This window comes from Trinickia sp. HAY1-2D, assembly GCF_056754935.1.
Genome location: NZ_JBPGWX010000002.1, coordinates 2,387,729 through 2,404,503, shown reverse-complemented (window position 1 = coordinate 2,404,503; position 16,775 = coordinate 2,387,729). Strand labels below are relative to the sequence as shown.

Here is a 16,775-nt window from a genome sequence, read left to right as displayed (position 1 = left end):
TACGCTCGCGCGTCTGCGGATTGGCCGTTGCATTCGCTTTTGTTGTGTGCCACAATACGGCACGCCGTGCTTCTATGTGGTACGAGTTGCCAAGTTAGCATGCGCGCTTGTCGATCGCAAGGAATCAAAAGATGAACAGCCTCCTGAAGAGCATCGAGATCATCGAGACCATCTCGCAGCATCAGCCGATCGGAGTCAGCGAACTCTCGAAGCTGCTGAATATGCCGAAGTCGAGCGTGCAGCGCGTGTTGATGACGTTTCAGGAAGCGGGCTGGCTGCGTCAGGCCGGCAGCGAAGTGACGCGCTGGGAGATCGGCGCGCGGGTAGTGGGCGTGCGGCCCAGCGCATTGAAGGGCGGCGCATTGCAGAAAGCCGCGCGCCAGCCGATGCAGGACCTGTGCGACCTCGTCAACGAAACCGTTCATCTCTCGATCCCGGACGGCACCACGGCGATGGTTCTCATCGAGGAAACCGAGTGCAAGCAGCACGTCCGTACGGCGTACTCCATCGGAAACGTGTCGCCGTTCCATGCGACCGCCAACGGCCTAGCGATCCTCGCGCACATGAACGGCGACCAGATCGACACGATCCTCGGGCGCGATCTGCCGAAGTACGGCGAGCACACCATCAACGATCCCGCGCTGATCCGCAAAGAGCTCGAGCGCGTTCGCACGCGCGGCTATTCCGTCAATCTAGGCCAGTACCGCCACCAGATCTACGCCATCGGCGCACCGATCTTCGACGGGAACGGCATCGCGGTGGCAAGCGTGTGCTTTTCGATGCCCGGCTCGCGCTTCGAAGCGGACCGGATCGAGGAATGGGGGCGTGCGGTCAGGAATACAGCCGACGAAATCAGCGGCGCGAGCGTCGGCTAAGCACTGGCGCTGCGAGAGCGGGCGGCGGTGCTGCCCGCGCGGCAGACCGGTCCCGCAGCACGCCGTCAGCCGCTGCTTTCCCGGAACGCGTCGGCGAAGGACTTCGCCAGCATGTTCATGGGAATGTTGAGCGGATAGACGACGTAAGTGGAGAACTCGATGCGCTTCGAGAACGGCAGGATGGCGAGCTGGCTCGCGTATTCGCGCGCGACCAGTTGATTCATGACGCTCACGCCCAAACCGCAGGCGACCATCCGGCAGATCGCCGCGGCGAAATGCGATTCGTAGGCGAGGATGCGCTTGTCTTCGCCGTCGATTTGACAGGCGTCGTCGATCCGCTTGCGCATCACGTCGCTCGATTTGAGCGACAGAAAGCGTTCGCCGACGAGGTCCGCCGGCGTGACCGTGCCACCGCGCTTGGCGAGCCGGTGATCGCTCGGCACGATGCACACGCCCCGGCTCTTGCGCGCCACCTCCGACGCGACACTCGTGCCGTTGAAGATCTCGGAGGCGATGCCGACATCGGCATAGCCGGTTGCGAGCCACTGGCACACGGTCAGCGAATCGGCGACCTGCAACGTGACGTCGACATCGGGATAACGCTGCGCGAAAACCTGAATGGCATCGGGAACGGCGACGATCGCCATGGATGGCACGGCCGCGACACGCAGACGGCCGCTGCCGCGTTTTCGAATGGATTCGGCTTTTTCCTCGAGCCCGCGCAGACTCGCGAACGTATGTTCGACGTCGCGGAAGAACACCTGGCCTTCGAGCGTGGGCATCAGCTTGCCGATCTGGCGTTCGAACAGCTTGATGCCGAGACGCCGTTCCAGTTGGCCGATGACGCGGCTGATGTTCGATTGCGACGTGTGCAGATCTTTTGCGGCCTGCGTCATCGAACCCGACAACATGACCGCGCGAAAGGCCTGAACTTCGCGAAAATTCAGCATCGGGCGGGCCATATCAAAAATGTATGGCCTACGATTATATGCGTATTTGTCAAAGAAAATTGTCGTTCTTACACTCGCCGTAACTTGATGAAACGCCGATATGACACGCGCACAGCGGCGCTCATCCCATGGACATGACCGGGTCCCTATGAACGACATGAAGGGCGATACTTCACCTCTCATCCCGGTTCCAAGCGGACACTTCATTGGCGGCAAACGCGTCGATGGCCGTGAGGAGCTGGAGGTCCTGCGACCCTCCGACGGTGGCGTGATGGGCACGCTGCCCGACGCCTCCGACGATCTCGTCGATCAGGCCGTGTGCGATGCCCACCGCAGCTGGCTCGCGAGCGGCTGGGGCACGCGTGCGCCGCGCGAGCGCGCCCGCGTGCTGTCGCGCTGGGCCGACCTGATCGACGCGAAAGCGGATTCTCTCGGGCGTCTCGAGGCGATCGGCTCGACCCGGCCCATTGCTGAAGCGCGCGCCTTCGATGTGCCGTTCACCGCGGAGTGCATCCGCTTCTTCGCTGAGTGCGCCGACAAGTTCGGCGGCGACGCAGTGCCGACGACGCACCACAGCCTGGGCCTCGTACTGCCGGAGCCGTATGGCGTGGTGGCGGCCATCGCGCCGTGGAATTTCCCGCTTTCGATGGCTTCGTGGAAATGCGCGCCCGCGCTCGCAGCCGGAAACGCGATGGTGCTCAAGCCGTCCGAGCTGACGCCTTATTCGGTGATGCGTCTCGCCGAACTCGCGATCGAAGCGGGCTTGCCGGCGGGGGTGTTCAACATCGTGCAGGGCCGCGGTGCGGGCGCGGGCGCGGCGCTCGTGAGGCATCCGCTCGTCGGCAAGGTGTCGTTCACCGGTTCGACCCGCACGGGCGCCGCGATCATGAGCGAGGCGGCGCATCACGGCACGAAGCCGGTCACGCTCGAACTCGGCGGCAAGAGCCCACAAGTGGTGTTCGACGACGCCGGCGACATCGACGCGGTCGCCGGCCGCGTCGTGCGCGGGTTCACGTCGAATGCGGGGCAGGCCTGTGTGTCCGGCACGCGGCTGATCGCGCAGCGCGGCATCGCCGGGCCGTTGATCGAAGCGATCATCGCGAAGATCGACGCGCTGCGGCCAGGACCGACCTGGCGTGAACCGAGTTGCTTTCCGCCTATCATCAACGGGCAGCAGGCCCGCAACATCCACGCGGCGGTCAGGCAGACCATGGACGAAGGCGCAAGCGCGCTGTGCGGCGCCGATTTCTTCGAGCACGACAGCAAGGGTTATTACTACCGTCCGACGCTGCTCGCCGACGTGACGAGTCGGTCGCTCGCGGTGCGCGAAGAAATCTTCGGTCCGGTGTTGACCGTGCAGACCTTCGACGACGAAGAGGAAGCCCTCGCGCTCGCCGATCACGCCAGCTACGGCCTGGCGGCGGCCGTCCATACGCTCGACCTCGGCCGGGCGCTGCGGGCGACGCGCCGCATCCAGGCGGGCACCGTGTGGGTGAACCGTTTCGGCCGCACGTGGGACTTCATCATCCCGACCGGCGGTTTCAAGGGATCGGGCATGGGCAAGGATCTGGGCCGCCAAGCCTTCGAAGGCAGTCTTCGCTACAAGTCGGTGCTCATCGATTTCTAATTCCGGGCGACGCGCCCCAATTGCCGAGGAAATAACATGTCGTTGTTCAAGCCTAAGTACATCACCTTCGATTGCTACGGCACACTGATCTACTTCGAGATGGCGCCGGCCGCGAGCGCGCTCTATCAGGACCGTGTGCCTGCCGCGCGGATGCGCGCATTCACCGACGCCTTCGCCGCTTACCGTCTGGACGAAGTGTTGGGTGCGTGGAAACCGTACGAACAGGTGGTCGACAACGCCATCCGCCGTACCTGCAAACGCTTTGGCGTCGAATATCGGGAAGGCGACGGCAAGGCCATCTACGATCAGGTGCCGGGCTGGGGGCCGCACCCGGACGTGCCCACCGGTCTCGCCAAGGTCGCGAAGGAATTCCAGCTGGTCGGCCTGACGAATGCGTCGAACGTGCAGATTCCTCACAACATAGCGCGCATGGGCGCGCCGTTCCATGCGGTCTACACGGCCGAACAGGCGCAGGCGTACAAACCGCAGATGAAGGCGTTCGAGTATCTGCTCGACCAGTTGAACTGCGGTCCGGAAGACATCCTGCACGTGTCGTCGAGCTTCCGCTACGACCTGATGATCGCGCACGACATGGGCATCAGGAACAAGGTGTGGGTCAACCGCGGCCACGAGCCGGCCAATCCGTTTTACGGCTATACGGAAATCAAGGATATCGGTGGTCTTGCCGCCGTCGTCGGGCTATGAGACTCGAATCTTTCTGGCTGGCAACAGCGCCTCGCTTCGAGGCCGGCGTGACCGGCGACCTGCCGGCGCGTGCGGACGTCGTGGTGATCGGCGGCGGCTTCACGGGGCTGTCGGCGGCGCTGTCGCTCGCGCGCAAGGGCGTCGACGTGGTGCTGCTCGAAGCGTCGCGCATCCACGGCGAAGCCTCGGGCCGCAACGGCGGACATTGCAGCCCGGGCACCTCGCAGAGCCTGCCGGATCTGATCGGGCGCTACGGCGAGCAGGTGGCGAAGCGGTATTATCAGACCTACACCGACGCGGTCGATTACGTCGAGCAACTGGTCAGCCGCGAACAGATCGATTGCAGCTTCGTTCGTCACGGCAAGCTCAAGCTCGCCAGCAAGCCGAGCCATATGGCCGGCATCGCGCGCAACCACGAAGCGTTGCGCAAGCATCTGCTTTCGGATGTCGAATTGCTGTCGGCCAGCGACGTGCGCCGCGAGATCGCCTCGGATGCGTTTCATGGCGGCATGCTCGATCGGCGTGGCGGCCAGATGCACATGGGCCGCTTCGGCACCGGACTGGCGACGGCGGCGGCGCGTCACGGCGCGCGCGTCTTCGAGCATGCGGCGGTCACGAAGCTCGTCCCGCTCGGCGGAGACCGGCACCGCATCGTGACGGTGAAAGGCGAGATCGAGGCAGGACGCGTGCTGCTCGCCACCGGCTGCTCGAATCATGGGCCGTTTGGCTGGTGGCAACGCCGCATCGTGCCGGTCGGCAGTTTCGTGATCGTCACGGAACCGATTCCGCAACTGCTCGACCGCGCGCTGCCCAACCGCCGCAACTACGTGACGAGCCTGAATTTCGGCAACTACTTCCGGACGACGGACGACGACCGGTTGGTGTGGGGCGGCCGCGCGCAATTCGCGCGCAGCAATCCCGCGTCGGACCGCAAGAGCGGACGGATTCTGAAAGAGTCGCTGGACAAGCTGCTGCCGGATTTCCGTGACGTGCGCATCGAGTATTGCTGGGGCGGCCTCGTCGAGGCGACCGCGGATCGTCTGCCGTCGGCGGGCAAGCACGAGGGGCTTTATTATTCGGTTGCCTACAGCGGGCACGGCACGCAGATGTCGACCTACATGGGCGACGTGATGGCCGATATCGTGATGGGCGCCGCGCGCGCCAATCCGTGGGCGCGTGAGGACTGGAAGGCCTTGCCGGGCTACGCGGGGCGCGAATGGTTCCTGCCCCTGGTGGGCGCGTATTTCCGCTTCAAGGACGCGGTCTCATGATGCCCTGACAGCGGAGCGGTTGTTTCGAGCGCGATCCGGCCCGGCGTCTCGCAAAGCCGGACCGGCGCACCTGAATACCGAGGTTACCGAGGTGAAATATGAATCGCGTCGTGCTGCGCATGGTGAGCCGCCGCATCGCAATTGGTGCGCTCACGCTGTTTCTGGTTTCCGCGCTCGTCTTTTTCATGGCCAGCTTGCTGCCTGGCGACGCGGCCCAGATGGCGTTGGGCCAGTACGCCACGCCGGAAACGGTGGCGATGCTGCGCAAGGAGCTGGGGCTCGACGAACCGCTGCTGCTGCGCTTCTTCACGTGGCTCGGCGGGATGATGAGCGGCAACTTCGGGATTTCGTACGCGGCGCAAGTGCCGGTCAAAAGCATCGTGCTGGCGCGCATTCCGAATACGCTGATGCTGGCCGGCGCGGCGACCGCTGCCTCGGTGCCGATCGCGCTGGTGCTCGGCATCGTCGCGGCGATGGTGCGCGGCACACTGCTCGACCGGGTGATCGGGGTCTTGACGATGTCGGTGGTCGCCGTCCCCGAATTCCTGCTCGCCACGCTCGCCGTGCTGCTGTTCGCGGTCAAGCTGCACTGGGTGTCGGCCGTGTCGGTCAATCCCGATGTGTCGAGCGTCGGCGAGTTCTTCAAGTCGTACAGTTTGCCGGTGCTGGTGCTGTGTTGCGTCGTGGTCGCGCAGATGGCGCGGATGACGCGCGCGGCGCTCGTCAACGAACTCGATGCGCCGTATGCGGAGATGACCGTGCTCAAGGGCCTGCGTCCGTCGCGCACGGTGTTGTGCCATGCGCTGCCCAACGCGATCGGACCGATCGTCAATGCGATGGCGCTGAGCCTGTCGTATCTGCTCGGCGGCGTCATCATCGTCGAGGCGATCTTCTCCTACCCAGGGCTTGCCAGCACGCTGGTCGACGCGGTCAGCAACCGCGATCTGCCAATCGTCCAGTTCTGCGTGCTGTTCTTCAGCACCTGTTATCTGCTTCTGCTATTGCTCGCGGACATCGCTACGATCGTCTGCAACCCGAAATTGCGGTGACGCCATGACCTTCCTGCTTTCGCCGCGTCGGATCGGGCGCTTCTTCATGTCCCTGAGCGGGCTCGGCCGCATCGGTCTCTTCCTTTCGCTCGCGTGGGTCTTCATCGCCATTTTCGGTTCCTTCATCGCGCCTTACGGCATGATGGACATGAGCGGCGGGAAGGTGTTCGCATCGAGCAGTCTTGCGTATCCGCTCGGCACCGACTTCCTGGGCCGCGACCTGCTGAGCCGCATTCTGTACGGCGCGCGCTATTCCATCGGGCTCGCGCTTGCCGCCACCGTCATCGCGAGCGTGAGCGGCACGCTGCTCGCGCTGGTGTCGACAGTGATCGGCAACTGGTTCGACGAGATCGTCTGCCGCATCGTCGATGCGTTACTCGTTACACCGAGCAAGATCCTCGCGCTGCTCGTCATCGCTATCTACGGTTCGGATCTGCGTGTGTTGGTGCTGACGGCTGGCGTCATTTACATGCCGGGCGCATTCCGTATCGCGCATTCTCAGGCGGTCGGCATCAATGCGATGGAATACGTCACGGTCGCGCGCCTGAACGGCGAAAGCGCCTTCCATATCGCATGCCGCGAGATCCTGCCCAACATGATTCATCCGATGCTGACCGACTTCGGCCTGCGCTTCGTCTACAACGTGCTGATGCTGAGCGGCCTGAGCTTCCTCGGCCTTGGCGTGCAGCCGCCGTATGCCGACTGGGGATCGCTTGTGCGCGAGAACCTGTCGGGTCTTTCTTTCGGTGCGCCAGCGGTGATCATGCCGGCGCTCGCGATCGCCACGCTGACGATCGGCGTCAACCTCCTGATCGACAGTCTGGCCGTGCGCAGGCGCGGCGGCGCACGGGGATAAGCCATGTCGACCGAATGTCTCGTAGAAGTTGCCAATCTGCAGGTCGTCGCACGCGGTGACGATGGCGCCGAAATACCGATCGTCAAAGACGTCAGCTTCTCGATTCGGCGCGGCGAAGTGCTCGCGCTGATCGGCGAATCCGGCTCGGGCAAAACGACGATTGCGCTGACGTTGCTCGGCTACGCTCGGCGTGGCTGCCGGATTGCTGGGGGGCGCGTCGGCGTCGGCGGAACGGATGTCCTGGCGGCGGCGCCTGCGGCATTGCGCGACCTGCGCGGCCGGCGGGTCGCCTATGTCGCGCAGAGCGCATCGGCGTCGTTCAACCCCGCGCTACGCGTCATCGATCAGGTGATCGAAGGCGTGTGCGTGCGCCGGCTGATGAGCCGCAAGGCCGCGCGAGAGAAGGCCGTCGGGCTCTTCCGCGCGCTCGCGCTGCCGTCGCCGGAGGCTATCGGCGAGCGTTATCCGCACCAGGTATCGGGCGGTCAGCTGCAACGGCTGATGGCGGCGATGGCGCTGATGTCGGACCCCGAAGTCGTGGTGTTCGACGAGCCGACCACGGCGCTCGACGTGACGACGCAGATCGAAGTGCTGCGCGCGTTCAAGCGTGCGATCGCACAGTTCCACATCAGCGCGGTGTATGTGTCGCACGACCTCGCGGTGGTGGCGCAGATTGCGGATCGCGTGCTCGTCCTGCGCAACGGCGAGATTCAGGAAGAGGGCGTGCTTGGACAGATCATCGATGCGCCTGCGCATCCGTACACGCGCAGCCTGCTGGCCGCTGCCGAGCCGTCGTGCCGCCTGACGGAGGAAGACGCCGATCAGGCCGGAAAGCAACCGGCATTGCTCGAGATCAGCAATCTGATCGCCGGGTACGGCGAGCGCGACCGCGCGGGCATGCCGTCCGTGCGCGTCCTGGACGACATCAATCTGACGCTGCGGCGCGGCACCACGCTCGGCGTGATCGGCGAATCGGGCTCGGGCAAGTCGACGCTCGCCTATGTGATCGCGGGGATGCTTGCGCCGGCGCGGGGCGTTCTCCGTTTCGCCGGCAAGCCGTTGCCGGGCGAGCATGGCAAGCGCGATCGCGGTCTATATCGACGCATTCAATTGGTATTCCAGAACGCCGACAAGGTCCTCAATCCGGCGCAGGACATCCAGACGATTCTGTCGCGGCCGCTGCGGCATTTCGAACGCTGTGCGTCGAAGGAGGTGCCGGCGCGCGTCGCCCGTCTGCTCGAGCTGGTGGAGCTGCCATCGTCGATTGCGCATCGACGTCCCGCCGAGCTCTCGGGCGGCCAGAAACAGCGCGTCAACTTGGCGCGCGCGCTGGCTGCCGATCCCGACCTGATCATCTGCGACGAAGTGACGTCGGCGCTCGATACCGTGGTGGGCGCGGCTATCCTCGATCTGCTGGTCGAGCTGCGGCACGAGCTGAACATGTCATATCTGTTCATCAGCCACGATCTTTCGACCGTGCGCTCGATTTGCGACGACATCGTCGTGCTGTTCAAAGGCCAGAAGGTCGATGCGTGCAACCCCAGCACGCTGCTCACCCAGCCACGGCACCCGTATACATCGCTGCTGATTGATTCGGTGCCCGAGATGCGGGCCAACTGGTTGGAGGAAACGGCGTTGCGCGCGAAGGCCTGACGCCGCTGCAAAGCGCAAACTCCCAACGAAAAAATGCCGTTCAGTCTGGCGACTGAACGGCATTTTGCCTTGCCACGGAACTCAGGCGCGCCAGACCGCTTCGGCGAACCGGTAGCCCATGTTCATGCCCGACGGATTCGATTGGTAGCCGCGCACCTTCTTCGAGACGCCGTCGAGGATGACGTCGAACACGGGAATCACGGTGCCGGCGCTTTCGTGCACCAGCGTCTGCATGTCGCCATAGATTGCCTTGCGCTTGTTGAAGTCGCCTTCCGCGCGCGCCGCACTGAGCAGTTGGTCGAGCTTCGGATTCTGCCAATGCGCTTCATTGGTCGGCGACTTCGAGGAGTAGAACAGCTGAAAGATCATGCCGACGTTCGGCCGGTTGGAGATCGAGCCGTAGGTGATCGGGCGCTTGGTCCAGTAGGTTGACCAGTAGCCATCGGTCGGCACCTGACGTATGACGAAGTTGAAGCCCGCCTGCGCGCCGAAGCTTTGCAGGAACTGCGCGCCTTCCACGGCTGCCGCAATGCCCGGCTGACAATAGATTTCCATCGACTTCCCCACGAGCCCGCCTTTTTTCAGATGGAACTTCGCTTTGTCGAGATCGAATTGGTGTTGGGGCAGGCCTTCGAGGTAGTACGGGTCCCACGGCGCGACCGGATGATCGTTTGCGATCACGCCGTAGGTCTGCATCACGTCGTTCACCATGCGCTTGCGATCCTGGAGGCAGCGCGTGGCCGAGACGAAGTCTGGATTCCCGGTGATCGGGTGATCCTGGCGCAGGATCAGATCGGTGTAAATCGCGAGCTTGTTGGCCACCAACTGCACGTTGGCGTTGCCCTTTACCTGTGCGGCATAGCGGTGATCGACCAGCGAGCAAATGTCGATGTCGCCTGCCAGCACCGCGTTCACGCGCGCGCTGTTATCGGGCAAGCCGATGATCTCGACGGTATCGAGATGAGGCAGGCCCGACTTCCAATAATTCGGATTGCGCTTGGCGGAGAATTTGCCGCCGGGCGTGAACGTGTCGACGATGAACGGACCTGTGCCCACCGGTTTCGCAAAATCCTTCGTGTTGTTCTTGACGATCAGGAAGTAGCTGCTGCCGAGCACGGAGGGCAGATCGAAGTTCGGCTGGTCGAGCACCAGCGTCAGTTCAGATTTGCCGGCAGCCTTGATCTCTTTGAAGCCGCTGGCGATCGCGAAGGCCTTCGATGCCGTGGCGGGGTCCTTGTGACGTGCGAGCGAATAGACGACGTCTTCACTGGTCAACTCGGCGCCATCGTGGAAATGCACGCCCTGCTTGAGACCGATGTGCCACGTCATGCCGTCGGTGCTCTCGAGCTTGTCGGCAAGCGCGTTGCTGGGCGTGAGCGTGCCGTTGAACTCGGTAAGCGCGTTGAACACGCAAAATTGCTTGGTCCAATCGCCCGAATGCCCGCCCTTGGCCGGATCGAGCGTGTCGGACATCGAACTGTTCTGCACCGCCATGCGCACGTTGCCGCCCTTGCGCGGCGCCTCGTCCGCCATCGCGATGCCCGGCAAGGCGGTTGCTGCGCCTGCCGCGGCGAACATCGCGAGGAAGTCTCTTCTGCTGGCTTTCATCGTCGTCCTCTGGTCTCATCGTGATCAGCGGTCTTGCGTCAGGGAGATCGCGCTCGTCGCTACATTCGCTGATCCGGCCGCTAGTCGGTCCATTTTATTGATGGATCCGCTGCACATCCAAATACGCCATATTTGACCCCCCATCACTTTTTGATATGGGTACGCACCTAAACCCTTGGCTGTTTATTCGCGACATCTTCGAGGCACGTGTCGAGCCGCCCGCTGCACAGCGCTCACCATATCAAAAAAGCATGTCCTCCCAATACTTGCGAATTTGTCATGGCGGAGGCTCCTTCTTAAACTTCGACGTCATCCGCATACCGGCACGCGTATCAAAAGCGACGAAACAGCGACCAAACATCGCTTCTTTGCGTCGCTTTGTCGATCGAGACAACGATGTCGGCGATGTTCCTACTGCACGCTTTTTCCCTAAGACCCGGCTGAAAAGTGAGACAACCGTTATTGAAAATCAACACCGACGTGACGCTGCCGACGCACGTGGACGTCGCGGTGATCGGCGGCGGCGCGGCGGGCGTAGCGACGGCCTATGAACTGAACCGGCTCGGCAAGCACGTCGCGGTCTTCGAAAAAGGTCATGTCGCCGCGGAGCAGAGTAGCCGCAACTGGGGATGGTGTCGAACGCTCGGGCGTGACATGCGCGAACTGGCCGTGGCGAAACTGAGTGTACAGCGCTGGACGGATCTCGCCGACGAGATCGGCGTCGATGTCGGGTTTCGCAAGACCGGGATCACTTTCGTCACGCGCAGCGAAGAGGAACTCGCGGGTTGGCATGCGTGGTGCGATTTTGCGCGCAGCAGCGGCGTCGCGGCGGAGATGCTGTCGCGCGAGCAAGCGAACAAGGTCTACGCCGATGGCTGCGCGCCGTGGATCGGCGGCGTGCGCACTTTCGACGACGGTTATGCCGATCCGTCTTGCGCGATTCCCCTGCTTGCACAGCGAGCTGCCGCGCAAGGCGTCGCGATCCTGCAGGACTGCGCGGTCAACGATCTGGTTTTCGAGGCGGGCCGCATCGCCGGCATAGAGACGGAGCGCGGACGCGTGCGCGCCGATGCGGTGGTGATTGCGGCAGGCGCGTGGTCGTCGCTTTTCTGTCTGAAGCAAAAGATCGTGCTGCCGACGCTGAACGTCTATTCGTCGGCATCGAAATCGCACAGCGATATTCGTCTCGCCTTCAGTGGACCGCTGAAGGCGCCGGAGTTCGCACTGCGAGAGCGTGCCGATGGCGGCTACACGCTCGCGAAGAGCGGGCGGGGCACCGTGCACGTGGTGCCGAACGCGCTGCGCTACGGCATGCGTTTCAAAGGGCTGTATGCGAGCCGTCGCAACAGCATCAAGGTGCAATTCGGCGGCGAGTTCTTCCGGCAACTGTGGAGCGAGTTCAGCTATCTGCATCTCGGACGCTCGCCGTTCGTGCGCAATCGCGTGCTCGATCCCGCGCCCGACCTGTCGCTGGTGCACTCCGCCTATGACGAGGCGCGTAAAGTATTTCCGCAGTTCGATCCATCGAAAGTCGACATCGCGTGGGGCGGCGCCATCGACAATACGCCCGACGGCATTCCGGTCGTCTCCGAATGTAGTCAACATCCCGGCGTGTATCTGTGCACCGGCTTCAGCGGACACGGCTTCAGCAGCTCGCTCGGCGCCGCCCGCATGCTCGCTGAGGCAATCGCAACCGGTCAGGCTTCCGACGATCTGAAGCACATGTCGCATCGGCGCTTCATGACGGGCGAGACACTCGCACCCAACATCATCTATTGACCAGTAGCGGCGGCCTTTGAGGGCCGCCTGGGCGTCTTTCCCTTACCGGCCCCAGGACAGCACGAGCGGATCGAGCCGGCGAGCCGCGTCGAGCAGACCCGCGCGAACTTGCGGATGCAGCTCCGGCCAAGGCGAGCGTGGCTTGTCGCAGTCAATCACGCCGCCTTCCTTCATCAGCGCTTTCGCGGCCAGAAAGCCTGCCTGGCGGTTTTCATAGTTGATGAGGGGCAGCCAACGAGCGTATTGGGCAACTGCTTCGTCGCGTTGGCCCGCGAAGTAAGCATCGGTGATCCGACGGATCCCGTCCGGGTAGCCAGCCCCCGTCATCGCACCGGTCGCACCCGCATCGAGGTCGGCAAGCAGCGTGATCCCTTCCTCGCCATCCCAAGGTCCTTCGATCGCATCGCCGCCCAGTTCGATCAGCTCGCGCAGCTTCGAGGCCGCGCCGGCGGTCTCGATCTTGAAGTACGACACGGCTTCGATCTCGCGAGCCAGCCTGGCAAGAAACGGCGCGGACAATGTCGTGCCGCTTGCGGGCGCGTCTTGAATCATCAACGGTATGCCCAGCCCGGCCGTCGCTTCGCGGAAGAACGCCTGAATCTGCGCCTCGGGGACGCGGAACGTCGCGCCGTGATAGGGCGGCATCACCATCACCATAGCCGCACCGAGCGCTTGCGCATATCGGTTACGCTCGGCACAAATCCGCGCGCTGAAATGTGACGTCGTCACGATCACCGGTACCCGGCCGGCAACATGCTTGAGTGTCGTGCGCGTGATCAGATCACGTTCGTCATCGCCGAGCGCGAATTGTTCCGAATAGTTTGCGTGAATGCAGATCCCGTTCGAGCCCGCATCGATCATGAAATCGAGGCAACGGCGCTGACCGTCGAGGTCGAGTGCGCCGTCTTCCTTGAAGATCGTCGGCGCGACGGGAAACACGCCTTGGTAACGTGCGCTCATGGTCACTCCACGATCTCGAACTGATCGAGAAACTCGGTCTTCAGCGTAAGACCCAGGCCTGGCACGTCATCGCGCAGTTGCAGGAAGCCGCTTTCGGCAACCGGCTCGCCGTCGAAGATGTAGTAGAAAAGCTCGTTGCCCACCTCGACGTCGAACATCGGGAAGTACTCGCTCATCGGCGAGGCAAGCGTGCTCATCGTCAGGTGGTAGTTGTGCATTTGGCCGGCGTGCGGAATCACCGGTACGCTGTACGCTTCGCACAGCGCGTTGATCTTGTGTGCCATCGTGATGCCGCCGACACGATTGGTGTCGTATTGCACGACCGACACGGCCTTGCGATCGAGCAGCTGCTTGAAGCCGTATAGCGAGAACTCATGCTCGCCGCCCGAGATAGGAATACTCGTCAACCGATTCAGCTCGGCGTAGCCGTCGATGTCGTCCGCGATGACGGGTTCTTCGAGCCAGCGCGGTTGGTATTGCTCGAGCTTCGGCAGAATACGCTTGGCATATTCGACGTTCCATCCCATGTAGCACTCGAGCATCAGATCGTTGTCGTAGCCGATCACCTCACGCACGGCCTCGACCGATTTCAGATTCTCGACGACACCCTGCTGACCGTGCGCGGGCCCATAGCCGAAGCGCATCTTGAACGCGCGGAAGCCTTCGTCCAGATACTTTTGCGCCTCTTCTTGCATGGCCTTCGGGTTGGTGCGATAGAGCTTCGAGTAGTAGCAGGGGATCTTTTCCTTCGTGCGGCCGCCGAGCAACTTGAACACGGGCTTATCGACGCTCTTGCCGAGGATGTCCCAGATCGCAATGTCGACTGCGGAAATCGCGGCCATGCCGATGCCCTTGCGCCCCCATGCGTGCGTCGCGCGGTACATGCGCTGGTTCAGATACTCGTAGTCCCACGGGTCCTGACCGATGACGAGCGGCGCGAGATACTCGTCGATGATGACCTTCGCGACCTGCGGGGCGAGGGCCACGTTGCCGAGACCGACGATGCCGGAATCGGTCTCGACTTCGACGACGGTCCACGAGTGGAAGCGGAAGGTGCTCATCGTTTCTTGCGGCGCGTAGAGCAGGTCCATCGCGTTCGAGCAGAAATTGCCTTGAGGCGGCACGGTCTTGCCTTTCCATTTAAAAAGGCGTGCGCGCACGGATTTGATTTTCATTCGGATGTCTCGGTTGTTTCGTCATGCTTCGTCATGAGGTATCGCTACGGGGAGCGCCCGCCGTTATGCCCTGACCGCCTCGATGGATCGCCGGTGCGCGGCGCCCATGCGGCACGCGATTTGGAATGCTTGCCAGGTCGCGCCCACGTCGGCGCGGCCGAGCCCTGCGATGTCGTAAGCCGTGCCGTGCGCGGGCGTCGTGATCGGCACGGGCAGTCCGCCTTGCACGGTTACCCCGCGTGAGAAGCCCATGAGCTTGATCGCGATCTGCCCTTGGTCGTGATACATCGTGACGATCGCCTGGTATTCGCCGGACTGCGCCTTCAGAAAGATGGTGTCCGCGGGGAACGGCCCATGAAACGGCGTATCGGTCGGCCACGCTCGAGCCTGCAGCTCGCGTACGGCGGGCGCGATGATGTCGATTTCCTCCCGGCCGCATACGCCGCCGTCGCCGCCGTGCGGATTGAAGGCCGCAATCGCCACCTTCGGCGATTCGACGCCGTTATCGAGCAGCGATCTGTAAATCAACTCGGAGGCTTGTACGATGCGATCGACGTTCACATAGGCCGCAGCCTCTTTCAGCGGCACGTGCGAAGAAATGCGAGCGGTCCAGAGGTCGCCGAGCGTGTTGAATTCGCAAAAGTAATGCTTCACGCCCAGATACTCGGCGAAGTGGTGCAGTTCGTCCTCGTGCTTGAGCCCGCCCAGTTTCATCGCATGTTTGTTGAGCGGTGCGAAGACAATCGCGTCGACATGGCCCGCGAGCGTCGCGTCCATGCAGTGGTCCAGCACTTGCAACACTGAGCGGCCGCCGGCCGCGCGTGGTTGACCGCTCACGACCTGCGCTTGCTCGACCGTATCGATCGCGATGAAGGCAGGACGTTGCGTCGATGGGCGATGGCGCGTATCGGCGAGCGAAGCGATCGGCTCGACCTCGACAGACACGTGCGCGAGCCGCTGGCCTTCCTCCCACAACCACGGATCGCCGATCAGCACGATATTCGCGTGCATCGCCGCATCTGGGCGGGCGAGCAGCTTCGCGATCAACTCGGGCCCGATGCCGGCCGGATCGCCGAGCGTCAGTGCGACGACGGGAAGCGGCGATGCGCCCGTCATGCGCTCACCTCGGCTGAATTCGTCCGATACCGGGCGGCGTGATGTTCGATGGTCATTCAGGATCTCCTTGAGTCGGCCGTTCGTCGGCCATGTCATACAGGGTTGATCCTAGGTAGACGCACCCCTTCCGTAAATTGAAAACTCTTGATGAATCGATAACCACAGGTAATCAGCTTGGGCTCCATAGATAGAAAAGACTCGACGCCGCAATTGCTGAACCGGCTGCGGATGAGACAAATCGCACTGCTGCTCGCTGTCGAGGAGTGTTCGACGCTGCGCGGCGCTGCAGCACAGCTCGGGCTCACGCAGCCCGCGGCGACCAAAATGCTGCACGAGCTCGAAAGCGCGCTCGGGCAGCGGCTGTTCGAGCGAACGGGGCGAAGTCTTCAGCTCAATCCGGCGGGCGAGCGTGTGCTCGGTTATTTCCGCGGCATTCGCGGCAGCATGGAGTCGCTCAATCGCGAGCTGGCGGAGTTGCAGCTAGGCAGCGCGGGGAGGCTCGTGATCGGCAGCATCATGGCCGCGACGCCCGGGCGTTTGACCGAGGCGCTCGTGCAGCTGAAGGCGCGCTTTCCGTTGTTGGCCATCGAAATTGCCGTGGATACGAGCGATCGGTTGATGCCGCAACTGCACGAAGGCGTGCTCGAGGTAGTGATCGGGCGAGACGCACACGAACGCAGTGAATACTTGTTTCGCACCGTAGACGACGAGTCGCTTGCCATCGTCTCGGGCGTCGACCATCCGCTGGCTCGGCGTCGTGATCTCGATTTCGCGACGCTCTCCGAGTACCCATGGATTCTGCAGCCCACTGGCAGTCCCGCGCGCGACGTCGTCGAGCGTGAGTTCGGCGAGCATCATCGTCCGATGCCGCGCGGGCTCATCGAAACCGGATCGATCCTGACCACGATGAGCTTGGTGTCGCGCTCGCAAATGCTCGGCGCGATTCCGGCTACCGTGGCCCAGGTCAATGCCGAGCATGGACTCGTGGCCGCGATCGCCTACGCCTTCCGTCACAAGCTGCCGTCATACGGCAGCATCATCCGGCGCGATCGGCCACTGAGCGCCCCGGCGCGCCACTTTCTGCAGCTTTTCCATGGCGAGTCGGAAGCCGCGTAGTACGTGCGCCGCACGACGTTCACATCCAATCGCTT

Annotated in this window: 14 protein-coding genes; 9 read left to right on the top strand and 5 right to left on the bottom strand. The window is 63.1% G+C overall.

Annotated elements, in window-relative coordinates; all coding sequences use genetic code 11:
- Positions 1-131: 131 nt before the first annotated feature.
- Positions 132-875: an IclR family transcriptional regulator gene (locus tag ACR9ZC_RS18450; RefSeq protein WP_481581391.1), complete on the top strand. Its 744-nt coding sequence runs from the start codon at positions 132-134 to the stop codon at positions 873-875.
- A 65-nt stretch (positions 876-940) separates the two neighbouring features.
- On the opposite strand, the gene ACR9ZC_RS18445 is transcribed toward ACR9ZC_RS18450, so the two are convergent.
- Positions 941-1,825, bottom strand: coding sequence for a LysR substrate-binding domain-containing protein (locus tag ACR9ZC_RS18445; RefSeq protein WP_481581390.1), 885 nt, complete (start codon positions 1,823-1,825; stop codon positions 941-943).
- Positions 1,826-1,973: 148 nt separating this feature from the next.
- Between ACR9ZC_RS18445 and ACR9ZC_RS18440 the strand changes: the two genes are divergently transcribed.
- The 6 genes from ACR9ZC_RS18440 (at position 1,974) to ACR9ZC_RS18415 (ending at position 8,986) form a co-directional block, all read left to right on the top strand.
- The gene (locus tag ACR9ZC_RS18440) at positions 1,974-3,452 is read left to right on the top strand and encodes an aldehyde dehydrogenase family protein (protein WP_481581389.1); all 1,479 of its coding nucleotides are present in this window, start codon (positions 1,974-1,976) and stop codon (positions 3,450-3,452) included.
- Positions 3,453-3,488: 36 nt separating this feature from the next.
- Positions 3,489-4,157, top strand: a complete 669-nt coding sequence (locus tag ACR9ZC_RS18435; RefSeq protein WP_481581388.1) for a haloacid dehalogenase type II — start codon at positions 3,489-3,491, stop codon at positions 4,155-4,157.
- Entirely contained in the window at positions 4,154-5,428 is a 1,275-nt protein-coding gene (locus ACR9ZC_RS18430; RefSeq protein ID WP_481581387.1) for an NAD(P)/FAD-dependent oxidoreductase, read from the top strand. The genes ACR9ZC_RS18435 and ACR9ZC_RS18430 overlap by 4 nt, the downstream gene beginning before the upstream one ends.
- 98 nt (positions 5,429-5,526) lie before the next feature.
- On the top strand, positions 5,527-6,477 hold the full coding sequence (locus ACR9ZC_RS18425; protein WP_440559571.1) for an ABC transporter permease: 951 nt from the start codon (positions 5,527-5,529) through the stop codon (positions 6,475-6,477).
- Positions 6,478-6,481: 4 nt separating this feature from the next.
- Positions 6,482-7,333 carry an ABC transporter permease gene (locus ACR9ZC_RS18420; RefSeq protein WP_481581386.1) on the top strand — a complete coding sequence of 284 codons (852 nt, stop codon included), beginning with the start codon at positions 6,482-6,484 and terminating at the stop codon, positions 7,331-7,333.
- Positions 7,334-7,336: 3 nt separating this feature from the next.
- The gene (locus tag ACR9ZC_RS18415) at positions 7,337-8,986 is read left to right on the top strand and encodes an ABC transporter ATP-binding protein (RefSeq protein ID WP_481581385.1); all 1,650 of its coding nucleotides are present in this window, start codon (positions 7,337-7,339) and stop codon (positions 8,984-8,986) included.
- 81 nt (positions 8,987-9,067) lie between these two features.
- On the opposite strand, the gene ACR9ZC_RS18410 is transcribed toward ACR9ZC_RS18415, so the two are convergent.
- Entirely contained in the window at positions 9,068-10,594 is a 1,527-nt protein-coding gene (locus tag ACR9ZC_RS18410) for an ABC transporter substrate-binding protein (RefSeq protein ID WP_481581384.1), read from the bottom strand.
- Positions 10,595-11,056: 462 nt separating this feature from the next.
- Here ACR9ZC_RS18410 and ACR9ZC_RS18405 point away from each other — a divergent pair, with 462 nt between their 5' ends.
- Entirely contained in the window at positions 11,057-12,373 is a 1,317-nt protein-coding gene (locus ACR9ZC_RS18405) for an FAD-dependent oxidoreductase (protein WP_331568329.1), read from the top strand.
- A gap of 42 nt (positions 12,374-12,415) precedes the next feature.
- On the opposite strand, the gene ACR9ZC_RS18400 is transcribed toward ACR9ZC_RS18405, so the two are convergent.
- The 3 genes from ACR9ZC_RS18400 to ACR9ZC_RS18390 form a co-directional block, all read right to left on the bottom strand.
- Complete coding sequence (locus ACR9ZC_RS18400) at positions 12,416-13,333, bottom strand: dihydrodipicolinate synthase family protein (protein ID WP_481581383.1); 918 nt, start codon at positions 13,331-13,333, stop codon at positions 12,416-12,418.
- Between the two features lie 2 nt (positions 13,334-13,335).
- Entirely contained in the window at positions 13,336-14,508 is a 1,173-nt protein-coding gene (locus ACR9ZC_RS18395; RefSeq protein WP_481581382.1) for an L-rhamnonate dehydratase, read from the bottom strand.
- Between the two features lie 63 nt (positions 14,509-14,571).
- Entirely contained in the window at positions 14,572-15,624 is a 1,053-nt protein-coding gene (locus ACR9ZC_RS18390) for a 4-hydroxythreonine-4-phosphate dehydrogenase PdxA (protein WP_481582710.1), read from the bottom strand.
- A gap of 174 nt (positions 15,625-15,798) precedes the next feature.
- Between ACR9ZC_RS18390 and ACR9ZC_RS18385 the strand changes: the two genes are divergently transcribed.
- The gene (locus ACR9ZC_RS18385) at positions 15,799-16,740 is read left to right on the top strand and encodes a LysR family transcriptional regulator (RefSeq protein WP_481581381.1); all 942 of its coding nucleotides are present in this window, start codon (positions 15,799-15,801) and stop codon (positions 16,738-16,740) included.
- Positions 16,741-16,775 lie beyond the last annotated feature (35 nt).